Annotated in this window: 23 protein-coding genes; 15 read left to right on the forward strand and 8 right to left on the reverse strand. The window is 70.3% G+C overall.

Translation table 11 applies throughout. The annotated features are described in order from the left end of the window. The 7 genes from ACXJY8_RS14500 to ACXJY8_RS14530 all read right to left on the reverse strand — a co-directional run bounded on the left by ACXJY8_RS14500 (nt 1) and on the right by ACXJY8_RS14530 (nt 5,866). Nucleotides 1-834: an isoprenyl transferase gene (locus tag ACXJY8_RS14500; protein WP_463770023.1), complete on the reverse strand. Its 834-nt coding sequence runs from the start codon at nt 832-834 to the stop codon at nt 1-3. A 64-nt stretch (nt 835-898) separates the two neighbouring features. Next, complete coding sequence (frr, locus tag ACXJY8_RS14505) at nt 899-1,465, reverse strand: ribosome recycling factor (RefSeq protein ID WP_463770025.1); 567 nt, start codon at nt 1,463-1,465, stop codon at nt 899-901. Between the two features lie 147 nt (nt 1,466-1,612). Then, nucleotides 1,613-2,089, reverse strand: a complete 477-nt coding sequence (locus tag ACXJY8_RS14510; RefSeq protein ID WP_463770027.1) for a BLUF domain-containing protein — start codon at nt 2,087-2,089, stop codon at nt 1,613-1,615. Between the two features lie 161 nt (nt 2,090-2,250). Then, nucleotides 2,251-2,973 carry a UMP kinase gene (gene pyrH / locus ACXJY8_RS14515; protein WP_056219019.1) on the reverse strand — a complete coding sequence of 241 codons (723 nt, stop codon included), beginning with the start codon at nt 2,971-2,973 and terminating at the stop codon, nt 2,251-2,253. Between the two features lie 173 nt (nt 2,974-3,146). Further along, nucleotides 3,147-4,070 carry a translation elongation factor Ts gene (gene tsf / locus ACXJY8_RS14520; protein WP_463770030.1) on the reverse strand — a complete coding sequence of 308 codons (924 nt, stop codon included), beginning with the start codon at nt 4,068-4,070 and terminating at the stop codon, nt 3,147-3,149. Nucleotides 4,071-4,256: 186 nt separating this feature from the next. Further along, entirely contained in the window at nt 4,257-5,324 is a 1,068-nt protein-coding gene (locus ACXJY8_RS14525) for a 30S ribosomal protein S2 (RefSeq protein ID WP_463770032.1), read from the reverse strand. Nucleotides 5,325-5,491: 167 nt separating this feature from the next. After that, nucleotides 5,492-5,866, reverse strand: coding sequence for a PH domain-containing protein (locus ACXJY8_RS14530; protein ID WP_463770034.1), 375 nt, complete (start codon nt 5,864-5,866; stop codon nt 5,492-5,494). A 95-nt stretch (nt 5,867-5,961) separates the two neighbouring features. Here ACXJY8_RS14530 and ACXJY8_RS14535 point away from each other — a divergent pair, with 95 nt between their 5' ends. From ACXJY8_RS14535 to radA, 14 genes are all read left to right on the forward strand, one after another. Then, the gene (locus tag ACXJY8_RS14535; protein WP_463770036.1) at nt 5,962-6,723 is read left to right on the forward strand and encodes a pyridoxine 5'-phosphate synthase; all 762 of its coding nucleotides are present in this window, start codon (nt 5,962-5,964) and stop codon (nt 6,721-6,723) included. Next, complete coding sequence (gene acpS, locus ACXJY8_RS14540; RefSeq protein ID WP_463770038.1) at nt 6,720-7,133, forward strand: holo-ACP synthase; 414 nt, start codon at nt 6,720-6,722, stop codon at nt 7,131-7,133. The genes ACXJY8_RS14535 and acpS overlap by 4 nt, the downstream gene beginning before the upstream one ends. Before the next feature lie 116 nt (nt 7,134-7,249). Next, a complete protein-coding gene (lepB, locus tag ACXJY8_RS14545) occupies nt 7,250-8,050 on the forward strand; it encodes a signal peptidase I (RefSeq protein ID WP_463770040.1) in 801 nt (266 codons plus the stop codon). 13 nt (nt 8,051-8,063) lie between these two features. After that, on the forward strand, nt 8,064-8,858 hold the full coding sequence (rnc, locus tag ACXJY8_RS14550) for a ribonuclease III (protein ID WP_463770042.1): 795 nt from the start codon (nt 8,064-8,066) through the stop codon (nt 8,856-8,858). Between the two features lie 139 nt (nt 8,859-8,997). Further along, nucleotides 8,998-9,900, forward strand: coding sequence for a GTPase Era (gene era, locus ACXJY8_RS14555; protein ID WP_463780651.1), 903 nt, complete (start codon nt 8,998-9,000; stop codon nt 9,898-9,900). Between the two features lie 127 nt (nt 9,901-10,027). Then, nucleotides 10,028-10,948, forward strand: a complete 921-nt coding sequence (locus tag ACXJY8_RS14560; RefSeq protein WP_463770044.1) for a class I SAM-dependent methyltransferase — start codon at nt 10,028-10,030, stop codon at nt 10,946-10,948. Nucleotides 10,949-10,995: 47 nt separating this feature from the next. After that, entirely contained in the window at nt 10,996-11,697 is a 702-nt protein-coding gene (locus ACXJY8_RS14565; RefSeq protein ID WP_463780653.1) for a pseudouridine synthase, read from the forward strand. Between the two features lie 319 nt (nt 11,698-12,016). Continuing rightward, the gene (gene rpsF / locus ACXJY8_RS14570; RefSeq protein ID WP_055956175.1) at nt 12,017-12,493 is read left to right on the forward strand and encodes a 30S ribosomal protein S6; all 477 of its coding nucleotides are present in this window, start codon (nt 12,017-12,019) and stop codon (nt 12,491-12,493) included. Between the two features lie 3 nt (nt 12,494-12,496). After that, a complete protein-coding gene (gene rpsR / locus ACXJY8_RS14575; protein WP_056173092.1) occupies nt 12,497-12,784 on the forward strand; it encodes a 30S ribosomal protein S18 in 288 nt (95 codons plus the stop codon). A 165-nt stretch (nt 12,785-12,949) separates the two neighbouring features. Then, nucleotides 12,950-13,963 carry a DUF2232 domain-containing protein gene (locus ACXJY8_RS14580; RefSeq protein ID WP_463770047.1) on the forward strand — a complete coding sequence of 338 codons (1,014 nt, stop codon included), beginning with the start codon at nt 12,950-12,952 and terminating at the stop codon, nt 13,961-13,963. 29 nt (nt 13,964-13,992) lie between these two features. Then, entirely contained in the window at nt 13,993-14,556 is a 564-nt protein-coding gene (gene rplI, locus ACXJY8_RS14585; RefSeq protein ID WP_463770049.1) for a 50S ribosomal protein L9, read from the forward strand. A gap of 289 nt (nt 14,557-14,845) precedes the next feature. Then, nucleotides 14,846-16,333 (forward strand): replicative DNA helicase, encoded by a 1,488-nt coding sequence (locus ACXJY8_RS14590; RefSeq protein ID WP_463770051.1) that lies wholly within the window; start codon nt 14,846-14,848, stop codon nt 16,331-16,333. Between the two features lie 763 nt (nt 16,334-17,096). Continuing rightward, nucleotides 17,097-18,209 carry an alanine racemase gene (alr, locus tag ACXJY8_RS14595; protein WP_463770053.1) on the forward strand — a complete coding sequence of 371 codons (1,113 nt, stop codon included), beginning with the start codon at nt 17,097-17,099 and terminating at the stop codon, nt 18,207-18,209. A gap of 49 nt (nt 18,210-18,258) precedes the next feature. Then, on the forward strand, nt 18,259-19,695 hold the full coding sequence (gene radA / locus ACXJY8_RS14600) for a DNA repair protein RadA (RefSeq protein ID WP_463770055.1): 1,437 nt from the start codon (nt 18,259-18,261) through the stop codon (nt 19,693-19,695). On the opposite strand, the gene ACXJY8_RS14605 is transcribed toward radA, so the two are convergent. After that, a complete protein-coding gene (locus tag ACXJY8_RS14605; protein ID WP_463770057.1) occupies nt 19,692-20,381 on the reverse strand; it encodes a queuosine precursor transporter in 690 nt (229 codons plus the stop codon). The two genes, radA and ACXJY8_RS14605, sit on opposite strands and share 4 nt — an antisense overlap. A 165-nt stretch (nt 20,382-20,546) precedes the next feature. Between ACXJY8_RS14605 and ACXJY8_RS14610 the strand changes: the two genes are divergently transcribed. After that, entirely contained in the window at nt 20,547-21,152 is a 606-nt protein-coding gene (locus ACXJY8_RS14610) for a CvpA family protein (RefSeq protein WP_056218968.1), read from the forward strand. Nucleotides 21,153-21,211 lie beyond the last annotated feature (59 nt).

A 21,211-nucleotide genomic window follows, 5' to 3' on the forward strand; every position in this document is an offset into this window, starting at 1 on the left:
TCAGCCGGCCTTGCCGCTGAGGCCGCCGAAGCGACGGTCGCGGCGGTGGTATTCGTCGATGGCGGCCCGGAAGGCGGCGTGGTCGAAGTCCGGCCAGAACTCCGGAACGATCACGTATTCCGCGTAGGCCGTCTGCCAGGTGAGGAAGTTGGACAGCCGCTGCTCGCCGGAGGTGCGGATCACGAGGTCCGGGTCCGGAATCCCCGTGGTGTCGAGGGCCCCCGTGAGGGTGTCGAGGTCGATCGCCTCCGGCGCCAGCCGGCCGGCCGCCACCGCCCGTGCAAGCGTGCGGACGGCGCGCAGGATCTCCTGGCGCCCGCCGTAGTTGAAGGCCACGATCAGGGTCAGCCCGGTATTGGCGCGCGTGCGCTGCTCGGCCTCGTCGAGCAGGCCGGCGATGTCGGGCGGAAGGCCGTCGCGCTCGCCGATGATGCGGATGCGGACGTTGTTGCCGTGCAGGTCCGCCAGATCGCGGCGGACGAAGAGCTTCATCAGGCCCATCAGGTCCGCGACCTCGGCGGGGGGCCGGCGCCAGTTCTCGGAGGAGAAGCTGTAGATCGTCAGGTAGCGCACGCCGAGCTCGATGGCCGAACGCACCGCGCGGCGGACAGCCTCGACGCCGCGCCGGTGCCCCTCGACGCGGGGCAGCCCGCGGCCGGCGGCCCAGCGGCCATTGCCGTCCATGATGATGGCGACATGGGCCGGCGCCGGCGCCACGGCGGGCGCGGGGGTGCCCGGATAGACCGCTGCCCCAGCGTCGGAGACGCCCAGCCCGGTCTCCGACCCGTGCCCCCTCGCCGTCTCGATCTGACGCGCGCCTTCTGAGCGACCCAACGCGCTTCTCCCCCAGCCGTCTCTCGTGCCGATCACACGTGGTCCCGATCCCCTCTCCGGGAACTCAGACCTGCATGATCTCCTTCTCCTTGACGGCGAGCACGCCGTCGATCTCGGCGATGAACTGATCGGTGGCCTTCTGGACTTCGCCGGCCTGACGCTTCTCGTCGTCCTCGCTGATGGCGCCGTCCTTCTCCAGCTTCTTGAGGTGGTCGAGACCGTCGCGGCGCACGTGGCGGACGGCGACGCGCGCCTCCTCCGTGTACTTGTGCGCGACCTTGACCATCTCCTTGCGGCGCTGCTCGTTCATCTCCGGCACCCGCAGGCGGATGGTCTGCCCCTCGGTCTGCGGGTTCATGCCGAGGTCGGATTCACGGATCGCCTTCTCGACGGCACCGATCATGCCGCGGTCCCAGACCGAGATGCTGAGGAGGCGCGGCTCGGGCACACTCACGGTTGCAACCTGGGCCATCGGCATCATCGCGCCGTAGGCGTCGACCTGGATCGGATCGAGGATGCTGGGCGTCGCCCGGCCGGTGCGGAGAGATCCGAGATCGCCCTTCAGCGAAGCGACGGCGCCCTGCATGCGACGCTTGATGTCATTCAGGTCGAATTCTGGAATGGCTGCCATGCTGGACTGTCCCGACGCGAACTGGAGGGAATGGGCCGGGCCGCCGGGGCCCGTTCGTGGGCCTCAATGAACCAAAATCCGGTGGGTCGCAAATGGCGTGATGCCGTTTGGCCGGGAAACGCTTCGGGGGATCGGCGCGGTCCGGGCCTACGCCTTGGCGGCGGCCGGAGCCGCGGCACCGGATCGCTGCACGAAGTGGTTTCCGTCGACCTCGGCGAAGGCGCGCAGGAGGCCGACCGCGCCGGCGAGGGACATCTGCGTCGGATCGAGCTTCGGCTTCGGGCCGTACCGGAGGTAGAGCGTGTCGAGCGGGTCGGAATGCCCGGCATAGCCGACGGTCCAGCCCCGGAAGTCGCGCTGCTCGATCGTACGCGCCGCGATCAGGACCATGCCGCTGTGGCGGCTATCCGCCGCAAGCGTCCACAATTGATCGGAGAGTGTGACCGCGTCTCCTTCCATGGCCTGCAGGAAGAACTTCTCGTTGAAGACCAGTGCACCGGTGAAGCCGGACGCCCGATCGTAGCGGTTGCACGACGCCAGGATGTCCCGGACCATGTCGCGCAGGGTACCCCCATGCAACGTCAGCAGGTTGTGACTGTAGAAGACAATCTGCGAGAGAGGCATCGACCGTGCTCAGCGACCGCCGCACGCGATCGCGAGCGGCTCGATGGAACAGCAGAACCGAAAAACCTCAACAAACGCTGACGGGCCTACGCCCGAACTCCCCGGGGACTTCTGGGGACTTGTCCCGAGGGCGGGGCGATACTCGACGGCTGCTCGGGCGTTCAGGGCACGACCTGGGTCGCCGGGGCGCCGCCGGTGAGGATCGCCAGGATCGAGCTCGGTGCGTGGACCGAGCCGACCACGATCGAGAGGCGGCTCTCGCGGGCGAGCGCGAAGGCGGCGGTGTCCATCACCTTGAGATCGCGGGCGATCGCTTCGTCGTGGGTCAGCCGGTCGTAGCGGGTGGCGGTGGGGTCGCGGTTCGGATCGGCGGAGTAGACGCCGTCCACCTGCGTGGCCTTGAGCACCGCGTCGCAGCGCAGCTCGGCCGCCCGCAGGACGGCGGCGGTGTCGGTGGTGAAGAACGGGTTTCCGGTCCCGCCGGCGAGGACCACCACCTGTCCCTTGTCGAGGTGATGCAGGGCGGGCTGGCGGGCATAGGTCTCACAGATGGTCGGCATGGAGACCGCCGACATCGTGCGCGCCGGGACGCCGGCGGCGTTCAGGGCCGTCTCCAGGGCGAGCGAGTTCATCACCGTCGCCATCATGCCCAGCGAATCGCCGGTGGCGCGGTCGATCCAGCCGGCGGCCGAGATGCGCGCCCCGCGGATCATGTTGCCGCCGCCGACCACCAGGGCGATCTGGACGCCGGCCTCGCGGGTGCGGGCGATGTCGTCGGCGATGCCGGCCAGGGTCGGGGGATGCAGCCAGTACCCGTCCGGAGCCGCCAGGGCCTCGCCGGAGAGTTTCACGAGGACGCGGCGAAACGGTGTGGTCTCCGGCATCGAGCCAGTCCCCTCAAACCCGGCCTGGATCAGGTCGGAGAGCCAATCGGAAGCGGAGGGGTGTCTAGCCCAAGGAGGGCCGGAACGTCGAGGGGCGGCGGCATGTCTGCCGCCGCCCCTCCTGACAAACCGAGACTTTCCTGCCGATGCCAGCCGGCGCGGGAAGGACGGGATCAGCCGCGCGCGGCGGCGGCCACCTCGGAGGCGAAGTCGGGCGCCTCTTCCTTCTCGATGCCCTCGCCAAGGGCGTAGCGCACGAAGGCGGTGAGCTTGACCGGCGCGCCGGCCTTGCCCTCGGCCTCCTTGAGGACCTGGCTGATCGTCTTGGAGCCGTCATGCACGAAGGGCTGCTCCAGGAGGGTGACCTCCTTGTAGTAGCTCTTCAGGCCGCTCTCGACGATCTTGGCGAGCACGTTCTCGGGCTTGCCGACGTTCTTCTCGCGCAGGATGTTGATCTCGCGGTCGAGGGTCGCCTGGTCGACGCCGGCGGCATCGAGCGCCACCGGGTTGGTGGCGGCGACATGCATGGCGATCTGTCGGCCGAGGGTGGAGAGCACCTCGACGTCGCCCTCGGATTCCAGCGCAACGAGCACGCCGATCTTGCCGAGGCCCTCAACCACCTGGCCGTGGACGTAGGAGGCGATCACGCCCTTGGTCACGTCGAGCTTGGCGACCCGGCGCAGGGTCATGTTCTCGCCGATGGTGGCGATGAGGTTGGCGAGGCTCTCCTTGACCGTGGTCGAGGCGCCGGGGAACGTGGCGGCCTCGAGGCCCTCCAGCGTGCCGTCGGTGTCGAGCGCGAGCTTGGCGGCCTCGCGGGCGAAGGCCTGGAAGCCGTCGTTGCGGGCGACGAAGTCGGTCTCGGAATTCACCTCGACGATGGCGGCGTGGTGACCGGCGGACTCGACGGCGACGAGGCCCTCGGCGGCGACGCGGCCGGCCTTCTTGGCGGCCTTGGCGAGACCCTTCTTGCGCAGCCAGTCGACGGCGGCCTCGATGTCACCATCGGTCTCGTTGAGCGCGCCCTTGCAGTCCATCATGCCCGCGCCGGTCTTCTCGCGGAGCTCTTTCACCAGTGCGGCGGTGATGTTGGCCATGGCGGGTCCTTTCCGTGTCTTGTCAGATGCGAAGCCGTCCCGGGGGGACGTCTTCTGAAGCGGACGTTTCGTGGGGAGCGAAGTCTTTTGAAGCGACTGAGCCCGGCGCTCTTGGAAAGCGCCGGGCTTCAGGAAGCAGTGTCCGACCTGGCGATGGCGGCCCGATGACGGGCCGCCGAAGCGGGATCAGGCGGCGGCGGCGGCCTCGACGAAGCCGCGGGCCTGGTCGACCCAGCCGTCGCGGACGATGCGGCCGTTGAGCTTCAGGTCGGCATCGACCTTGGCGACGTCGTCGGCGCTCATGGAGGCCAGCTGCCAGTAGTGGTAGATGCCGGCCTCGTTGAGCTTCTGCACGATCTGCGGGCCGGCGCCGTGGAGCTTCGACAGGTCGTCGGGTGCGCCGCGGGGCGCCGAGAGCAGCTCGAAGTGCTCGGTGGACTCCACGAGGGCAGCGACGTCGGCCTGGTCGACCGAGCCCGACTCGACGGAGGTCGCCGCGTCGTCGTTGGCCGGCAGCTCCTCGGCGACCGGCTCCTCGGAGGCGCCGAGATCGATGCCCATCGAGCCCTGGCCGCGCGAGATGCCGTCGATGGCGGCGCGGGCGATCAGATCGCAGTAGAGCGCGATGGCTCGGCCGGCGTCGTCGTTGGCCGGGACGACGTAGGTGATGCCGTCCGGGTTGCAGTTGGTGTCGACGATGGCCGCCACCGGGATGCCGAGGCGCTGGGCCTCCTTGATCGCCAGCTGCTCCTTGTTCGTGTCGATCACGAACAGCAGGTCCGGCACGCCGCCCATGTCCTTGATGCCGCCGAGCGCCTTCTCGAGCTTGTCCTTCTCGCGAGCGAGCATCAGGCGCTCCTTCTTGGTGAGGCCCTGGGCCCCGCCGTCGAGGGTCTCGTCGACCTTGCGCAGGCGCTGGATCGAGCCCGAGATGGTCTTCCAGTTGGTCAGCATGCCGCCGAGCCAGCGGGAGTTGACGTAGTACTGGGCCGAGCGCTTGGCGGCTTCCGCGATGGTGTCGGCCGCCTGGCGCTTGGTGCCGACGAACAGCACGCGACCGCCCTTGGCGACGGTGTCGCTCACCGCCTGCAGGGCCTGGTGGAGGGCCGGCACGGTCTGGGCGAGGTCGATGATGTGGATGTTGTTGCGCGTCCCGAAGATGTAGGACTGCATCTTCGGGTTCCAGCGGTGGGCCTGGTGTCCGAAGTGGGCGCCGGCCTCGAGAAGCTGACGCATGGTGAAATCAACGGCCATGTCTTTGTACTCTCCGGTTGGTACCGCCGCGGAGGAAGCGATCGCGCCCGAGGGACGACGACCACCGGAAACGCCTCATTCAGGCATGAGGCCGGCTCCGCGTGTGGAATGGGCGGGGCCTTAACAGAGGCCGCCCGCGGAGGCAAGGTTTGCCGACGCCGTCGCGATCAGCGGATCGAGGCCGCGATCGCCTGCTGGATGCCCAGGATGTTGGCGCCCCGCTTCAGGGTCTTGCGGATCGGCTCGGCCCGGCCCGACACCCAGATGGCGAGTTCCGAGTCGAGGTCGAAGCTGCCCGCCGTCTCCACGGAGAACGACGTGATCGCCCGGTAGGGGACCGTCAGGTACGAGACCTTGCGGCCGGTGATGCCCTGCTTGTCCACCAGGATCAGGCGGCGGTCCGTGAAGACGATGAGGTCTCGGATCAGCCGGAATGCGACCTGGACCGGCTCGCCCTCGGTGAGGATGCCGGCCATCTGCTCGTTCACCTCCGTGGGCGAGAGATCGCTGCCGTGGCCGAGCAGTCCGTCGAGAAAACCCATCGCGCGCCGTATCCCCCTGAAGCCCCGCCTCCCTTATGTAGGGGCGCGTGCGCCGTTCCGTCAGGGCGCCCTGCCCGTGCCCGGAGTCCGAATCGATGTCGTCCCCCGCCCCCCGGCCGAGCCGCCTCCGGCTCGGCGTCAACATCGACCACGTCGCGACCGTCCGGAACGCCCGCGGCGGCGCAGCGCCGGACCCGATCCGCGCGGCCGGCGCGGCGGTGGAGGCCGGGGCGGACGGCATCACGGCGCACCTGCGCGAGGACCGCCGGCACATCCGCGACGCCGACATGGAGACGCTGGCGCGCATCCTGACGGTGCCGCTCAACTTCGAGATGGCGGCCACCGACGAGATGATCGGGATGGCGATCCGCCTGAAGCCGCACGCCGCCTGCCTCGTGCCGGAGAAGCGCGAGGAGCGCACCACCGAGGGCGGCCTCGACATCGTCGGCGGCCGGGATTCGCTGCGGCCCCGCATCGCCCGCCTTTCGGAGGCCGGCATCCGGGTCTCCCTCTTCGTCGAGCCGGACGAGGCGGTGATGGACGCGGCCCTGCGGCTCGGGGCGCCGGTGGTCGAACTCCACACCGGCAGCTACTGCGAGGCGGTTGCCGAGGGCGACGCGCCGCGCACCGCCCGCGAACTCGAGCGGATCACCCGGGCGGCCGCCCACGGCGCGGGGATCGGCCTCGAGGTCCATGCCGGCCACGGCCTCGCCCTCGACAGCGTCGGCCCGGTGGCGGCCCTGCCCGAGATCGCGGAGCTCAACATCGGGCACGCGCTGATCGGCGAGGCGATCTTCGTCGGCCTGCCCCAGGCGATCCGCGACATGCGCGCCGCCATGGACGCGGCCCGGGCATGATCCTCGGCATCGGCTCCGACCTCTGCGACATCCGCCGGATCGAGAAGTCGCTGGAGCGCTATGGCGAGCGCTTCACCCACCGGGTCTTCACCGACGGCGAGCGCGCCAAGTGCGACGCCCGCGCGGCGCGGGCGCCGTCCTACGCCCGCCGCTTCGCCGCCAAGGAAGCCTGCGCCAAGGCGCTCGGCACCGGCATCGCCCGGGGCGTGTTCTGGCGCGACATGGAGGTGGTCAATCTTCCCGGCGGCCGCCCGACCCTGCGCCTGACCGGGGCGGCGGCCGAACACCTCGCCGCGATGGTCCCGGCCGGACACGTGCCGAAGCTGCACATCACCCTCACGGACGATCCGCCCATGGCTCAGGCGTTCGTGATCATCGAGGCGGTGCCGGACAGCACGGTGCAGACTTAGCCGACGAGGCCCCGCGTTGCGGCGCCTTTCCGCATGGTCTATGCCGCCGGTCGACCGTCGACGACGGAAGCCGCCCGGAATCCGGGTGCCAGCGTCGAACCGGAGATGGCAGCCAGATGGAACGTGCCCGCGTGGACCAGCAGACCAAGCATGACCTCAAGGCTGCTGACACCGGCACCTGGGCGAGCATCAAGGAGACGCTGAAGGTCGGCGGACAGGCGCTGCTGATCGCGCTCGTGGTGCGCACGCTGCTGTTCCAGCCCTTCAACATCCCGTCCGGCTCCCTCGTCCCGACGCTGCTGATCGGCGACTACCTGTTCGTCTCGAAATATTCCTACGGCTACTCGAAATACTCCCTGCCCCTGAGCGAGTACCTGCCGTTCACGGCCGATGGCCGGGTCTGGGCAGCCGAGCCCAAGCGCGGCGACATCGCGGTGTTCAAGCTGCCGAAGGACAATTCCACCGACTACATCAAGCGGGTCATCGGCCTGCCGGGCGACAAGGTCCAGATGAAGGCCGGGCTGCTCTACATCAACGACGTGCCGGTGAAGCGCGAGAAGATCGCGCCCTTCGAGACCACCGGGCCCTATGGCGAGCAGGCCAAGGCCGAGCAGTACCTCGAGACGCTGCCCAACGGCGTCACCCACCGGGTGATCGAGCGCGACGGCGACAACGGCTACTGGGACAATACCGAGCCCTATACCGTGCCGCAGGGCCGCTTCTTCATGATGGGCGACAATCGCGACAACTCGACCGATTCGCGCGATCTCGCCAATGTCGGCTTCGTGCCGTTCGAGAACTTCGTCGGCCGCGCCGAGATGATCTTCTTCTCCATCGACGAAGGCACGCCGGCGTGGCAGATCTGGAACTGGCCGGCGAAGGTGCGCTGGAACCGGCTGTTCACGACCATCCACTAGGACGCCAGACATCGTGACCGAAGAGGCGCGTCCCTCCAGCCGGGCGCGGCGCGCGCCCCGTCCGAAGCCCGACCTCGCGGTGCTCGAGGCCCGGATCGGCCATGTCTTCGCCGATCCCAGGCTGCTCGCCCAGGCCCTCACCCACGTGAGCAAGGCCGGCGGCAATGGCCGCCTCGGCAGCTACCAGCGCCTGGAATTCCTCGGCGACCGCGTCCTCGGCCTTGCCATCGGCGACCTCCTCTACGACGCCTTCCCGCAGGCCGACGAGGGCGAGCTGTCGCGGCGCCTCGCCGGCCTCGTGCGGCGCGAGACCTGCGCCGCCGTCGCCACCGCCTGGGACGTCGGCCCGCACCTCGCCCTCGGCCCCGGCGAGGTCCAGAGCGGCGGGCGGCGCAACCAGACCATCCTCGCGGATGTCTGCGAGTCGATCCTCGGCGCGGTGTTCCTCGATGCCGGCTACGAGGTCGCCAAGGGCATCGTCAACGCCGCCTTCACCCCCGACACCGATACGGCGGCCCCGCGCGGCCGCGACGCCAAGTCGGCCCTGCAGGAATGGGCCATGGCCCGCGCCCTGCCGATCCCGGTCTACGACGTGGTGGATCGCTCCGGGCCGGACCACGCGCCGGTGTTCCACATCGCGGTCCGCGTCGAGGGGTTGGAGGCCGGCATCGGCGTCGGCCCCTCGAAACGCCTCGCCGAGCAGGAGGCCGCCCGCCTCGTGCTGGAGCGGGAGATCACCGGCCCCCACACCTCCCGAACCAAGGAGACGTCGGCGGACGTCGATGAAGGACATGCCTCCGATGCCTGACGACGCGCTGCCCGAAGACAATCTCCACGAAGACAATCTCCCCGAAAACGATCTGCCGGAAGACGATCTGCCCGAGGACGATTTCGACGGCGACGACGACTTCGCCCCCCCGCCCCTGCAGCCGCTCCCCGCGGTGAGGATGCCGGAGAACACCACCGCGGGCTTCGTGGCGCTGATCGGTATTCCCAATGCCGGCAAGTCGACGCTGCTGAACAGCCTCGTCGGCACCAAGGTCTCGATCGTCTCCCGCAAGGTGCAGACCACCCGCGCCCTGGTGCGCGGCATCGTCATGCACGAGACCGCGCAGATCATCCTCGTCGATACCCCCGGGATCTTCGCGCCGAAGCGCCGCCTCGACCGGGCGATGGTGCATTCGGCCTGGAGCGGCGCCTCGGATGCGGACGCCGTCTGCCTGCTCATCGACGCCCGCAAGGGCGTGACCGACGAGGTCGAGGCGATCCTGGCCAAGCTGCCGGACGTGAAGCGGCCCAAGGTGCTGATCCTGAACAAGATCGACCTGATCCCGCGCGACCGCCTGCTGGCCCTCGCGGCCTCCCTGAACGAGCGCATCCCGTTCCAGCACACCTTCATGGTCTCGGCGCTCAACGGCGACGGCATCGAGGCGCTGAAGACGACGCTGGCCGGCATGATGCCGAAGAGCCCCTGGCTCTACCCGGAGGACCAGGTCTCGGACGCGCCGATCCGGATGCTCGCCGCCGAGATCACCCGCGAGAAGCTCTACGACCGCCTGCACGAGGAGCTGCCCTACCGCTCCACCGTCGAGACCGACCAGTGGCAGGTGCGCCCCGACGGCTCGGTGCGCATCGAGCAGACGATCTTCGTGGAGCGCGAGAGCCAGCGCTCCATCGTGCTCGGCAAGGGCGGCCAGACCATCAAGGCGATCGGGCAGGCGGCCCGCCACGAGATCGCGGAAGCGGCCGAGCAGACGGTACACCTCTTCCTGCACGTGAAGGTGCGCGAGAACTGGGCGGACGATCCGGCGCGCTACCGGGAGATGGGTCTGGAGTTCCCGCGCGGCTGAGCATGGGCTATGAGAAAGGGAGTTCGACGCCGCGGCGATTCTTGTCGCGCGCTGGCCGAGCCTCCCGATTTCCTGTCACGCCCTGAGCCGTCGAGGCGCGCGCGCCGTCGCGCCGGATCCCGTTACGATGTCCACTATGCCTGTCTCGGAAGCCGTCTACGGCGCGCCGCCCCTGGAACTGGTGGAGGTGCCCCCGCACGCGGTGCAGGTCTCGCCGCTGATCCCCGGCGCGGCCCGCCTCGAGGATTTGGCGCCCGGGAGCCTGGACCGCCTGGACATCCTCGCGCCCGCCGGGACGATCGAGCGGCGCTACGTGCTGGCGCTCGGCCTGAAGGCCCTGCGGCCCGGCGGGCGCCTGACGGCCCTGGCCCCGAAGGATCGCGGCGGCAGCCGCCTCGCCAAGGAACTCACCGGCTTCGGCTGCACGGTCCAGGAGGAGGCGCGGCGCCACCACCGGATCTGCGTCGGCACGCGCCCGGAGGCGGCCACCGGCCTCGAGGACGCGATCCACGAGGGTGGGCCCCGCCACATCGACAACCTCGCCCTCTGCACCCAGGCCGGGATCTTCTCCTACGACCGCCTGGACCCGGGCACGGCGCTGCTCCTCGCCAACCTGCCGCCGCTCGCCGGTGCCGGCGCGGATTTCGGCTGCGGCCTCGGCATCCTCGCCCGGGCGGTCCTGCACTCGCCCAAGGTGACGGCCCTGGCGCTGATCGACCTCGACCGGCGCGCCGTCGAGATGGCGACGCGCAACGTCGGCGATCCGCGCGCCACCCTGCGCTGGGCCGACATCCGCGCCGGCGGCCTCGGCCTGACGCGCCTCGACTTCGTGGTGATGAACCCGCCCTTCCACGACGGCGGCGCCGAGGACCAGGCCCTCGGCCAGGCCTTCATCGGCCGGGCGGCGGAAGCCCTGCGCCCGGGCGGCAGCCTCTGGCTCACCGCCAACACCCACCTGCCCTACGAGGCGCCCCTGAAGGCCGCCTTCAAGAGCGTGGAGCTCAAGGCCTCCGCCGGCGGCTACAAGATCTACGAGGCGCGCCGGTGACGAAGACCAAGGCCGCCAACCTGCGCCTCGACCGGCTGCTCGCCAACATGGGCTACGGCTCGCGCCGGGAGATCGCCCTCCTCACCCGCGCCGGCCTCGTCGTCCTCGACGGCACGCCCCTGCGCGACGCGGATCAGCGCATCCCGGTGACGCCGGACCTCGCGCAGCGGATGACGGTGGACGGCGAACCCCTCGATCCGCCGCCGGGCCTGACCCTGATGCTGCACAAGCCGCTGGGTGTCACCTGCTCGCACAAGGAGGCCGGCCCCCTCGTCTACGGCCTGCTGCCCGAGCGCTGGCGCCGGCGCGACCCGGCCCTCTCGACGGTCGGGCGCCTCGACAAGGAGACCTCGGGCCTCCTGCTCCTCACCGACGACGGCGCCCTGCTGCACCGGATCATCGCCCCGAAGGCGAACGTCGCGAAGCGCTACCGCGTCACCCTGGACCGCCCGCTGACGGGCACCGAGGGCGCGGCCCTCTCCTCCGGCACGCTGATGCTGGAGGGCGAGGAGAAGCCGCTCCTGCCGGTGGGGTTCGAAGCCGAGGGCGAGACCGCTGCGGTGGTGACCCTGCACGAGGGCCGCTACCATCAGGTCCGGCGCATGTTCGCGGCGCTGGGCAACCACGTCACCGCCCTGCACCGCGACCGCGTCGGCGGCCTCAGCCTGCCGGACGACCTGGCGCCAGGCGAATACCGGGTCCTCGGCGAGGCCGAGATCGCGGCGATCTTCGCGGGCGACGCGGCCTAATCGGCGGCTTGCGCCGACCGGTCGGCGGTCCGGGACGACCGCCCCGCCTTGCCATTCCCCACCGACTCGTTTATGCGCCACCCCTCGCGTTCGCTCCGGCTGGGGGCTGAACGGACGGTGTCGATTCGTTCGGCACAGGGGCAGGCCTCGCGAAAAGGCCCATCCCGTCGTCCCGTGTCTCCGCCTTCGATCAACCGCTCGGGCCTTCAAACGGCTCGAAGGGCTTGGCGCCGGGCGACTGCGTATGAACCGGCCCGACGCTCCCTTTTCCGCACGTATCCCGTGCCGTCGGGTCCCTTTGGATATGAAGGGCCCGTTAATGCCTCTCTACGAACACGTCTTCCTGGCGCGCCAGGACGTGACGGCCCAGCAGGTCGAGACCATGGTCGAGACCTACAAGGGCGTCATCGAAGCCAATGGCGGCAAGGTCGAGAAGATCGAGATGTGGGGCGTGAAGTCCCTCGCCTACCGCATCAAGAAGAACCGCAAGGCGCATTTCACGCTCCTCAACGTCGACGCCCCCCCGGCGGCGCTCGCTGAGATGGAGCGCCAGATGCAGATCTCCGAGGACGTCCTGCGCTTCATGACCGTCCGCGTCGAAGAGCTCGAGTCCGAGCCGTCGGCGATGATGCAGAAGCGCGACCGCGACGACCGCAAGGATCGTGAGCGCGGCCGTCGTCGCGACGACGAAGGCTTCGGCGGTGGTGGATTCGGCGGCGACCGCGATCGCGGCGACCGTGGTGATCGCGGCGACCGGGGCGACCGCCCCGAGCGCAGCTTCGGCGGGGAGGCTTAAGTCATGGCATTTGGTGCTGGACCCGGTGCGCCCGCCGCTGGCGGAGCTGGTGGTGGTGCGGGCGGCGGACGCCGCCCCTTCTTCCGTCGTCGGAAGACCTGCCCCTTCTCGGGCGCGAACGCGCCCAAGATCGACTACAAGGACGTCAAGCTCCTGTCGCGCTACGTCTCCGAGCGCGGCAAGATCGTGCCGTCGCGCATCACGGCGGTGTCGGCCAAGAAGCAGCGCGAGCTCGCCCAGGCGATCAAGCGCGCCCGCTTCCTCGGCTTCCTGCCCTACGTGATCAAGTAAGCGCCCCGGCGCTCGCCCCGGCCCGCCTCGCGCGGGCCGGGGCACCCCGCCGCACGCGCGGCATACAGGTTCGTACCGGCCGATCCGACGGGGAAGGCCGGGAGTCGTTGGGGCGACAGGCGCCTCTAACCCTGCCCGGAACGGGACAGTGGGACAGCGGGATTGATGACACAGTTTCTCGGCATCGGTATCGGCGCGGGCCTCGTCTCCGCCCTCCTCTTCGGCGTCCTGCTGAAGGCGACGGCGCTCGCGATCCTGCTCTACCTGCTCGCCCCGCTCCCGATCCTGATCGTGGGGCTCGGCTGGAGCCACCGGGCCGCCCTGGTCGCCGCCGTCTCCGGCGCGCTGGCCCTGGCCGTCGTGGTCCAGCCCTTCCTCGGCCTCGGCTTCTTCGCCTATCTGGCCCTGCCCGCCTGGTGGCTCGCCTACCTCGCCCTGCTCGGCCGCGCGAACGCCGACGGCACCATGGAATGGTACCCGACCGGGCGCCTGCTCGCCTGGACCGCCGGCACGGCCGGCCTCGCCTTCGTCGCCATCGCGGTGATCGCGGCGCCAAACTACGAGACCTTCCAATCCCAGCTGCGGGGCATGACCCGGACGCTGATCCAGGTCCGGGCCGACCGCGCCGCCAATCCGGGCGCGCCCCTTCCGAAGCCGGCCGCGCCGGACGCCGGCGCCGAGGCTCCGGCCGAGCCGGGCCCGCAGGACCCCGCCGAGGCGACCCGGACCGAGGTCGCCAACGCGCTCGCGGCCGTCGCGCCCGGCCTCGCCACCCACGGCCTGACGGTGCTGCTCACCTTCTACCTCTGGGCCGCGGCCCGCATCGTGCGCGTCTCGGGCCGGCTGCTGCGGCCCTGGCCGGACCTCGCCGCCACGATGATGCCGCGCCGGGTGATGGCCGTGCTCGCCGGGGCGATGCTGCTGGCGCTGGTGCCGGGCTATCCGGGCGTGCTCGGCGTCGCCGTGGCGGGAGCGCTCAGCGCCGCCTTCGCGATCCAGGGCCTGGCCGCCTTCCACGACCGCAGCCGCGGCCGGCCGGGGCGCCTCGCCCTGCTGTTCGGCCTCTACCTGATCCTCTTCTTCACCCAGGGCGTCGCGCTCCTCGCCCTGACCCTGTTCGGCATCGCCGATACCGCCCTCGACCGCCGCCGTCCCCGCGACGCGGCCGGACGACCCTGACCCTCCCCGCAAACCAAAGGACCAAGACCATGGAAGTCATCCTCCTCGAGCGCGTCGCCAAGCTCGGCCAGATGGGCGAGACCGTGAACGTGAAGCCGGGCTACGCCCGCAACTTCCTGCTCGCCCGCGGCAAGGCCCTGCGCGCCACCGAAGGCAACAAGAAGCACTTCGAGACCCAGCGCGCCCAGCTCGAGGCCCGCAACCTCGAGCGCAAGTCCGAGGCGCAGTCCGTCGCCGAGACCCTCGAGGGCAAGAGCTTCGTGCTCATCCGCCAGTCGGGCGAGACCGGCGTGCTCTACGGCTCGGTCTCGACCCGCGATCTGGCCGAGGTCGTCACCGCCGACGGCTTCACCGTGGGCCGCGACCAGTTCGCCCTCAACCAGCCGATCAAGACCCTCGGCCTGCACACCGTCCCGATCGTGCTGCACCCCGAGGTCGAGGTCTCGATCACCGTCAACGTCGCCCGTTCGCCGGAAGAGGCCGAGCGTCAGGCCCGCGGCGAGTCGACCACCGAGCGTGAGGCGTTCAACCTCGACGACCTCGGCCTCGAGGTCGGCGCCGCCCTCGCCGAGGCCGGCGACGACCGCGAGTAATCGCGCCACAGCACGGTGAACAATGGGGATGAGTGCCCTTAGCGGTTGACTAGTTCCTCGTTTGTTCCAGCATGGACGCCCGCCACCCGCGAGGATGGCGGGCGTTTCTGCGACCGGTCCCCTCGCACGCCCCGCCGTGGAAGCGGTGTCGCCGGGGCGAGAGGCCGCAAAGCGCGAATCGGCTAAGGTTCGGCTAACCATGCCGGCGCCATGGTCGGGCGATAGCGACGCGCGGCGGCGGACCACCGCGCGGACGATGAATCGACGAGTCGGAGCCTCGAATCAGCCCATGGCCCTGCCCAACGCCCTGACGGCCAACCTTCAGCCCGTCGCGCAGGAATTCCGCGTCGCGCCGCACAACATCGATGCCGAGCAGGCCCTGCTCGGCGCGATCCTGGTGAACAACGACGCCTATTACCGGATCTCGGACTTCCTCCTGCCCGAGCACTTCATGGAGGACGTCCACCGCAAGATCTTCGAGGTGGCCTCCCAGCTCATCAAGGCCGGCAAGCTCGCCACGCCGATCACCCTGAAGACCTACCTGGGCGACGCCGATCTCGGCGGCCAGACGGTGATGCAGTACCTCGCCCGCCTCGCGGCCGAGGCCACCACCGTCATCAACGCGGGCGATTACGGCCGCACCATCTACGACCTCGCCATCCGCCGCCGGCTGATCACCATCGGCGAGGACCTGGTGAACGGCGCCTACGAGGCCCCGGTGGAATCCTCGCCCCGCGACCAGATCGAGGGCACCGAGCGACGCCTCTACGAGCTCGCCGAATCGGGCAAGTACGACGGCGGCTTCCAGAAGTTCTCCGACGCCCTCACGGCCGCGGTGGACATGGCCGCCAAGGCCTACCAGCGCGAGGGCAAGCTCTCGGGCATCGCCACCGGGCTGTCGGATCTCGACGCCAAGATGGGCGGCCTGCAGCGCTCGGATCTGATCATCCTCGCCGGCCGCCCGGCCATGGGCAAGACCTCGCTCGTCACCAACATCGCCTTCAACGTCGCCAAGGCCTACCAGGCCGAGAAGCTGCCGGACGGCCGCACCGAGACCAAGAACGGCGGCATCGTCGGGTTCTTCTCCCTCGAAATGTCGGCCGAGCAGCTGGCGACCCGCATCATCGCCGAGCAGTCGGGCGTGCCGTCCTACAAGATCCGCCGCGGCGACATCCAGCCGGCGGAGTTCTACAAGATCACCGACGCCGCCCGGGACATGCAGACCATCCCGTTCTACATCGACCAGACCGGCGGCATCTCCATCGCGCAGCTCGCCGCCCGCGCCCGCCGCCTCAAGCGCCAGAAGGGCCTCGACCTCCTCATCGTCGACTACCTGCAGCTGCTCTCAGGGAGCGGCAAGCGCAGCGACAACCGCGTGCAGGAGATGACCGAGATCACCACCGGCATGAAGGCGCTCGCCAAGGAACTGGCCGTGCCGATCATCGCCCTGTCGCAGCTCTCCCGTCAGGTGGAGAACCGCGAGGACAAGCGCCCGCAGCTCGCCGACCTGCGCGAATCGGGCTCGATCGAGCAGGACGCCGACGTGGTGATGTTCGTCTTCCGCGAGGAATACTACGTCAACAACAAGAAGCCCCGCGAAGGCACCGAGGAGTTCTTCGCCTGGGAGGCCGAGATGAACCGCGTGCACGGCAAGGCCGAGGTCATCCTCGGCAAGCAGCGCCACGGCCCCACCGGTACCGTCGAGCTGCAGTTCGACGCCAACATCACGCGCTTCTCGGACCTCGCCCAATCCGACCGTTTGCCGGAGCAGATGTAAGGCAGGCGGCCTGCCGGATCGATCATTCCTTCGCCCGAGAAGAAGCTGGGACATCCTCCGGACTGATTCGCCGCAGAGAGCGGGAAACCGAGCACTGACTGCGGTGAGATTCCCGTCATCCCGGGGCCGCGCAGCGGAGCCCGGGATCCAGAAACACAGGTGGTGCAAGACTTTATGCTGTCGGCGGTTCTGGATTCCGGGCTCGCCTGCGGCGCCCCGGAATGACGGGGTTGGCTTTGGCTGCGACCAGGCCGGAAGCTGACGCGAAGCACCGAGTCATCCCGGGGCCGCGCAGCGGAGCCCGGGATCCAGAAACACAGGTGGTGCAAGACTTTATGCTGTCGGCGGTTCTGGATTCCGGGCTTGCCTGCGGCGCCCCGGAATGACGGGGTTGGCTTTGGCTGCGACCAGGCCGGAAGCCGACGCGAAGCACCGAGTCATCCCGGGGCCGCGCAGCGGAGCCCGGGATCCAGAAACATAGGTGGTACAAGACTTTATGCTGTCGGCGGTTCTGGATTGCGCGCCGCTGGCGCGCCCCTGCGGGTCCGGGCTCGCCTGCGGCGCCCCGGAATGACGGTGTGCCGGGGCTTGCCCGGTTGCGAGCGAGACTGAGCGGCATCCCGGGGCCGCGCAGCGGAGCCCGGAATCCACAAACACGAGGGGTTCGATGTTTCGCGCCTCCGGCGCCCCGGCGCGACGGTGTGCTATGGCTGACCCCGGGGCGAGCGAGGTGCTCCCGTCCAATGGCCCCGCAATGACGCGTATGGATCAACACATCGAACGGCCCGCGACCCACGGCGCCCACCTGACCATCGACCTCGCGGCGATCGCGGAGAACTGGCGGCGGCTCGGTGCCCAGGCGCCGGAGGCGGCCTGTGCCGCCGTGGTCAAGGCGGACGCCTATGGCTGCGGCCTCGCCCGGGTCGCCCCCGTGCTGTGGGCGGCCGGGTGCCGGACCTTCTTCGTCGCGCATCTGGCCGAGGCGATCGAAGCGCGCACCGTCCTGCCCGAGGCGACGCTCTACGTGCTGAACGGCCTCCTGCCCGGCCTCGGCCCGACCCTGGTCGCGCACGACCTGCGCCCGGTCCTGGGCAGCCGCGAGGAACTCGCCGAGTGGGCCGCCCTGGCACGCTCCGCCGGCCGGACCCTCCCGGCGGCCCTGCACGTCGACACCGGCATGAACCGGCTCGGCCTCGCCGTGCCCGAGGCCCTGGCGCTCTCGGGCGATCCGGTGATCGCGCAGGCCGGCATCGCCCTCCTGATGACCCACCTCGTCAGCGCCGAGCTGGCGAGCGACCCGATCAACGCGCGCCAGGTCGCGGATTTCGCGCGGGTCCGGGCCGCGCATCCCGGCCTGCCCGGCTCCTTCGCCAATTCCTCGGGGATCTTCCTCGGCGCGGACGCGCATCACGACCTGCTGCGGCCCGGCTACGCCCTGTTCGGCGGCAACCCGACCCCGTGGAAGCCGAACCCGATGCGGCCCGTCGTCCGCCTGGAGGCGAAGGTCGCGCAGATCCGCGACGTCGCGACCGGCGAGACCTGCGGCTACAACGCCCGCTGGCGAGCTCCCGGGCCGCGCCGGCTGGCGACCCTGTCGCTGGGCTATGCCGACGGTTATCCGCGCGCCGCCAGCGGGCGCGGCGTCGCCCTGGTCGACGGCGTGCGCTGCCCGATCCTCGGGCTGATCTCGATGGACCTCATCATCCTCGACGTCACCGAGGTGCCCGGCGTCCGGCGCGGGAGCACCGCCACCCTGATCGGGGACGGCCTCGACGTCGATGCGGTCGGCCGGGCCGCCGGCACCATCGGCTACGAGATCCTGACGGGGCTGGGTTCTCGCTATGTTCGCCATTATGTGACAGGACACGACGCCTGAGACCCGCCGGACGGGGCGGCGCCGAATCGTCCCTTCCAGCGGAATCGCGATGGCCAAGATTCAACAGACCTTCGTCTGCCAGTCCTGCGGGGCGGTCTACAATCGCTGGCGCGGGCGCTGCGAGGCCTGCAACGGCTGGAACACCATCGTCGAGGAGACCGGGGCCACCGGCCCGCAATCCGGGCCGGTCAAGACGCGCCCCAGCCGCGCCCGCGGCCGGGTCTTCGCCCTGGAGGGCCTCACCGGCGAGGTGAAGGAGGCCCCGCGCATCCCCTCGGGCATCAACGAACTCGACCGCGTCACCGGCGGCGGCTTCGTGCGCGGCTCGGTGATCCTGCTCGGCGGCGACCCCGGCATCGGCAAGTCGACCCTCCTGATGCAGGCCTCCGCCGCCATGGCCCGCACCGGCGAGCGCGTGGTCTACATCTCCGGCGAGGAGGCGGTGGCGCAGGTGCGCCTGCGCGCCGAGCGCCTCGGCCTGTCCTCGGCGAACGTGGAACTCGCCGCCGAGACCAATGTCGAGGACATCGTCGAGACCCTGTCGCAGGGCCGTCCCCCGGCGCTCGCGATCATCGATTCGATCCAGACCATGTGGACCGAGACGGTGGAATCCGCCCCCGGCACGGTCACACAGGTGCGCGGCTCCGCCCAGACCCTGATCCGCTTCGCCAAGACCACCGGCACGGCGGTCATCCTCGTCGGCCACGTCACCAAGGACGGGCAGATCGCCGGCCCCCGCGTGGTCGAGCACATGGTCGACGCCGTCGCCTCCTTCGAGGGCGACCAGGGCCACCATTTCCGCATCCTGCGCGCGGTGAAGAACCGCTTCGGGCCCACCGACGAGATCGGCGTGTTCGAGATGACCGATATGGGCCTCGCCGAGGTGCCGAACCCCTCCGCGCTGTTCCTGGCGGGCCGCGACCACGCCGCCCCCGGCACCGCGGTGTTCGCCGGCATGGAGGGCACGCGGCCCCTGCTCGTGGAGATCCAGGCCCTGGTCGCCCCCTCCTCCCTCGGCATGCCGCGCCGGGCCGTGGTGGGCTGGGACCCGAACCGCCTGTCGATGGTGCTGGCGGTGCTGGAGGCCCATGGCGGCATCCGCCTCGGCACCCACGACGTCTATCTCAACGTGGCGGGCGGCCTGCGCATCTCCGAGCCGGCGGCCGATCTCGCGGTCGCCGCCGCCCTGGTCTCGTCCCTGTCGGGAGCGACGCTGCCCCCCGAGACGGTGTATTTCGGCGAGATCGGACTCTCGGGCGCGGTCCGCCCGGTGGCGCAGGCGCCGGCCCGGCTCAAGGAGGCGCTGAAGCTCGGCTTCGCCAAGGCGGTGATGCCGCAGGGGCGCGGCGAGGGCGGCAGCGACGCCCTGTCGACGGAGGCCCTGCGCCACATCGCCGACATGGTGGCGGGCATCGCCAGCAACGGGCCGCGCCGGGTCGCCCAGCGCCGCGGCCACAACCCGCCCGATTACGGCGACGACGATTAGGCCTTCAGGCGGAACGGGTTGAAGTCGGTGTTCCGGTCGTCCGCGTCCTCGCCCTCCCGGCTCTTGAGCCAGCGGATCAGCGGCAGGCTCAGCGGCAGGGCGAGGATCTCCCAGAGCACCTTCAGCACCCAGGCGCTGAGCCCGATCCGGACGAGATCCGCCGCCGCGAAGGTGCCCGCGAAGGCGATGGTCACGAACAGGGCGGTGTCGATCGCCTGTCCGAGCACCGTCGAGGCGACGAGGCGCGCCGCGAGGTTGCGGCCGGCGAGGCGCACCTTCAGCTTGGCCAGCACGTAGGCGTTGGCAAACTCGCCGACGAGGTAGGCGGCCATCCCGGCGAGCGCCAGGCGCGGGGTCGCGCCGAGCACCGCCTCGAAGGCGGCCTGGTGCGGCCAGAACGGCGCCGGCGGCAGTGCCGCCGCGATGGTGTAGCTGGCGATCCAGACGAGCTGCGCCGCGAACCCCGCCCAGACGACCCGCCGGGCGCTGGCATAGCCGTAGACCTCGGTGAGGATGTCGCCGAACAGGTAGGAGAGCGGGAAGACGATCACCGCCGCGCTGAAGGTGAGGCCGGCGACCGAGACGATCTTGCCAGCCAGGATCAGCGAGACGATCAGCACACCGCTGAACAACCCGGCGATGGGCACGAGGTATTGCCGTCCGGAACCGTCCGACGATGCGTCCATGCCAGCCTCGCACCGCCGAGGACACAGACGGGACCGGGGCGGGATTGGGCCGCCACGCCAGGGTGACGGCCGAGTTTCCGCACGATATACAGGGCCGCGGCCGGGGGAAGCCGCACGATCCGGTCATCGTCGCCGCTCCGCCCCATGAAGTGACAATCGTCAGAGATGCCGTTCTCCGTTCTCGATCTCGTGGTGCTGGGTATCGTCGTGGTCTCGGCGCTCCTGGCGGCCGTGCGCGGCGCGACCCGCGAGGTGCTCGCCATCATCGCCTGGGTGGCCGCCGCCGCCATCGCCTGGAAATTCCACCCGCTCCTGCTGCCCACCGTCAGCCAGCACGTGACCAACGCCACCGTCGCCCTGGTGGCCTCGATCGCGGCGATCTTCCTGGTGACGCTGATCGTGGTGTCCATCATCACCGTGAAGGTGTCGGACATGATCCTCGACTCGCGCATCGGCGCGATCGACCGCTCCCTCGGCTTCCTGTTCGGGGCGGGCCGCGGCTTCCTGATCTGCGTGATCGGCTGGGTGTTCCTGGCCTGGCTCGTGCAGGGCAAGATGCCGCCCTGGGCCTCGGAGGCCCGCAGCCGCCCGATGCTGGAGAAGTCCGGCGAGGCCCTGGTGGCCCAGTTGCCGGAGAATCCCGAGGGGCTGCTGAAGCAGTTCAAGAAGCCGAAGACCGAGACCCCGGCCGACCCCGTCGAGCCGCCGGAGGGCGAGGTCCCGGCCCAGCGCCGCACCGAGGCGCCAGCCACGCCCGCCCCGCGACGCTGACCTGCGTCGCCGCGCGCTTGGTTGCGGCGCGAAGGCCGATTACATGACGGCTTCTTGAC

This window comes from Methylobacterium sp. TK31, assembly GCF_055361545.1.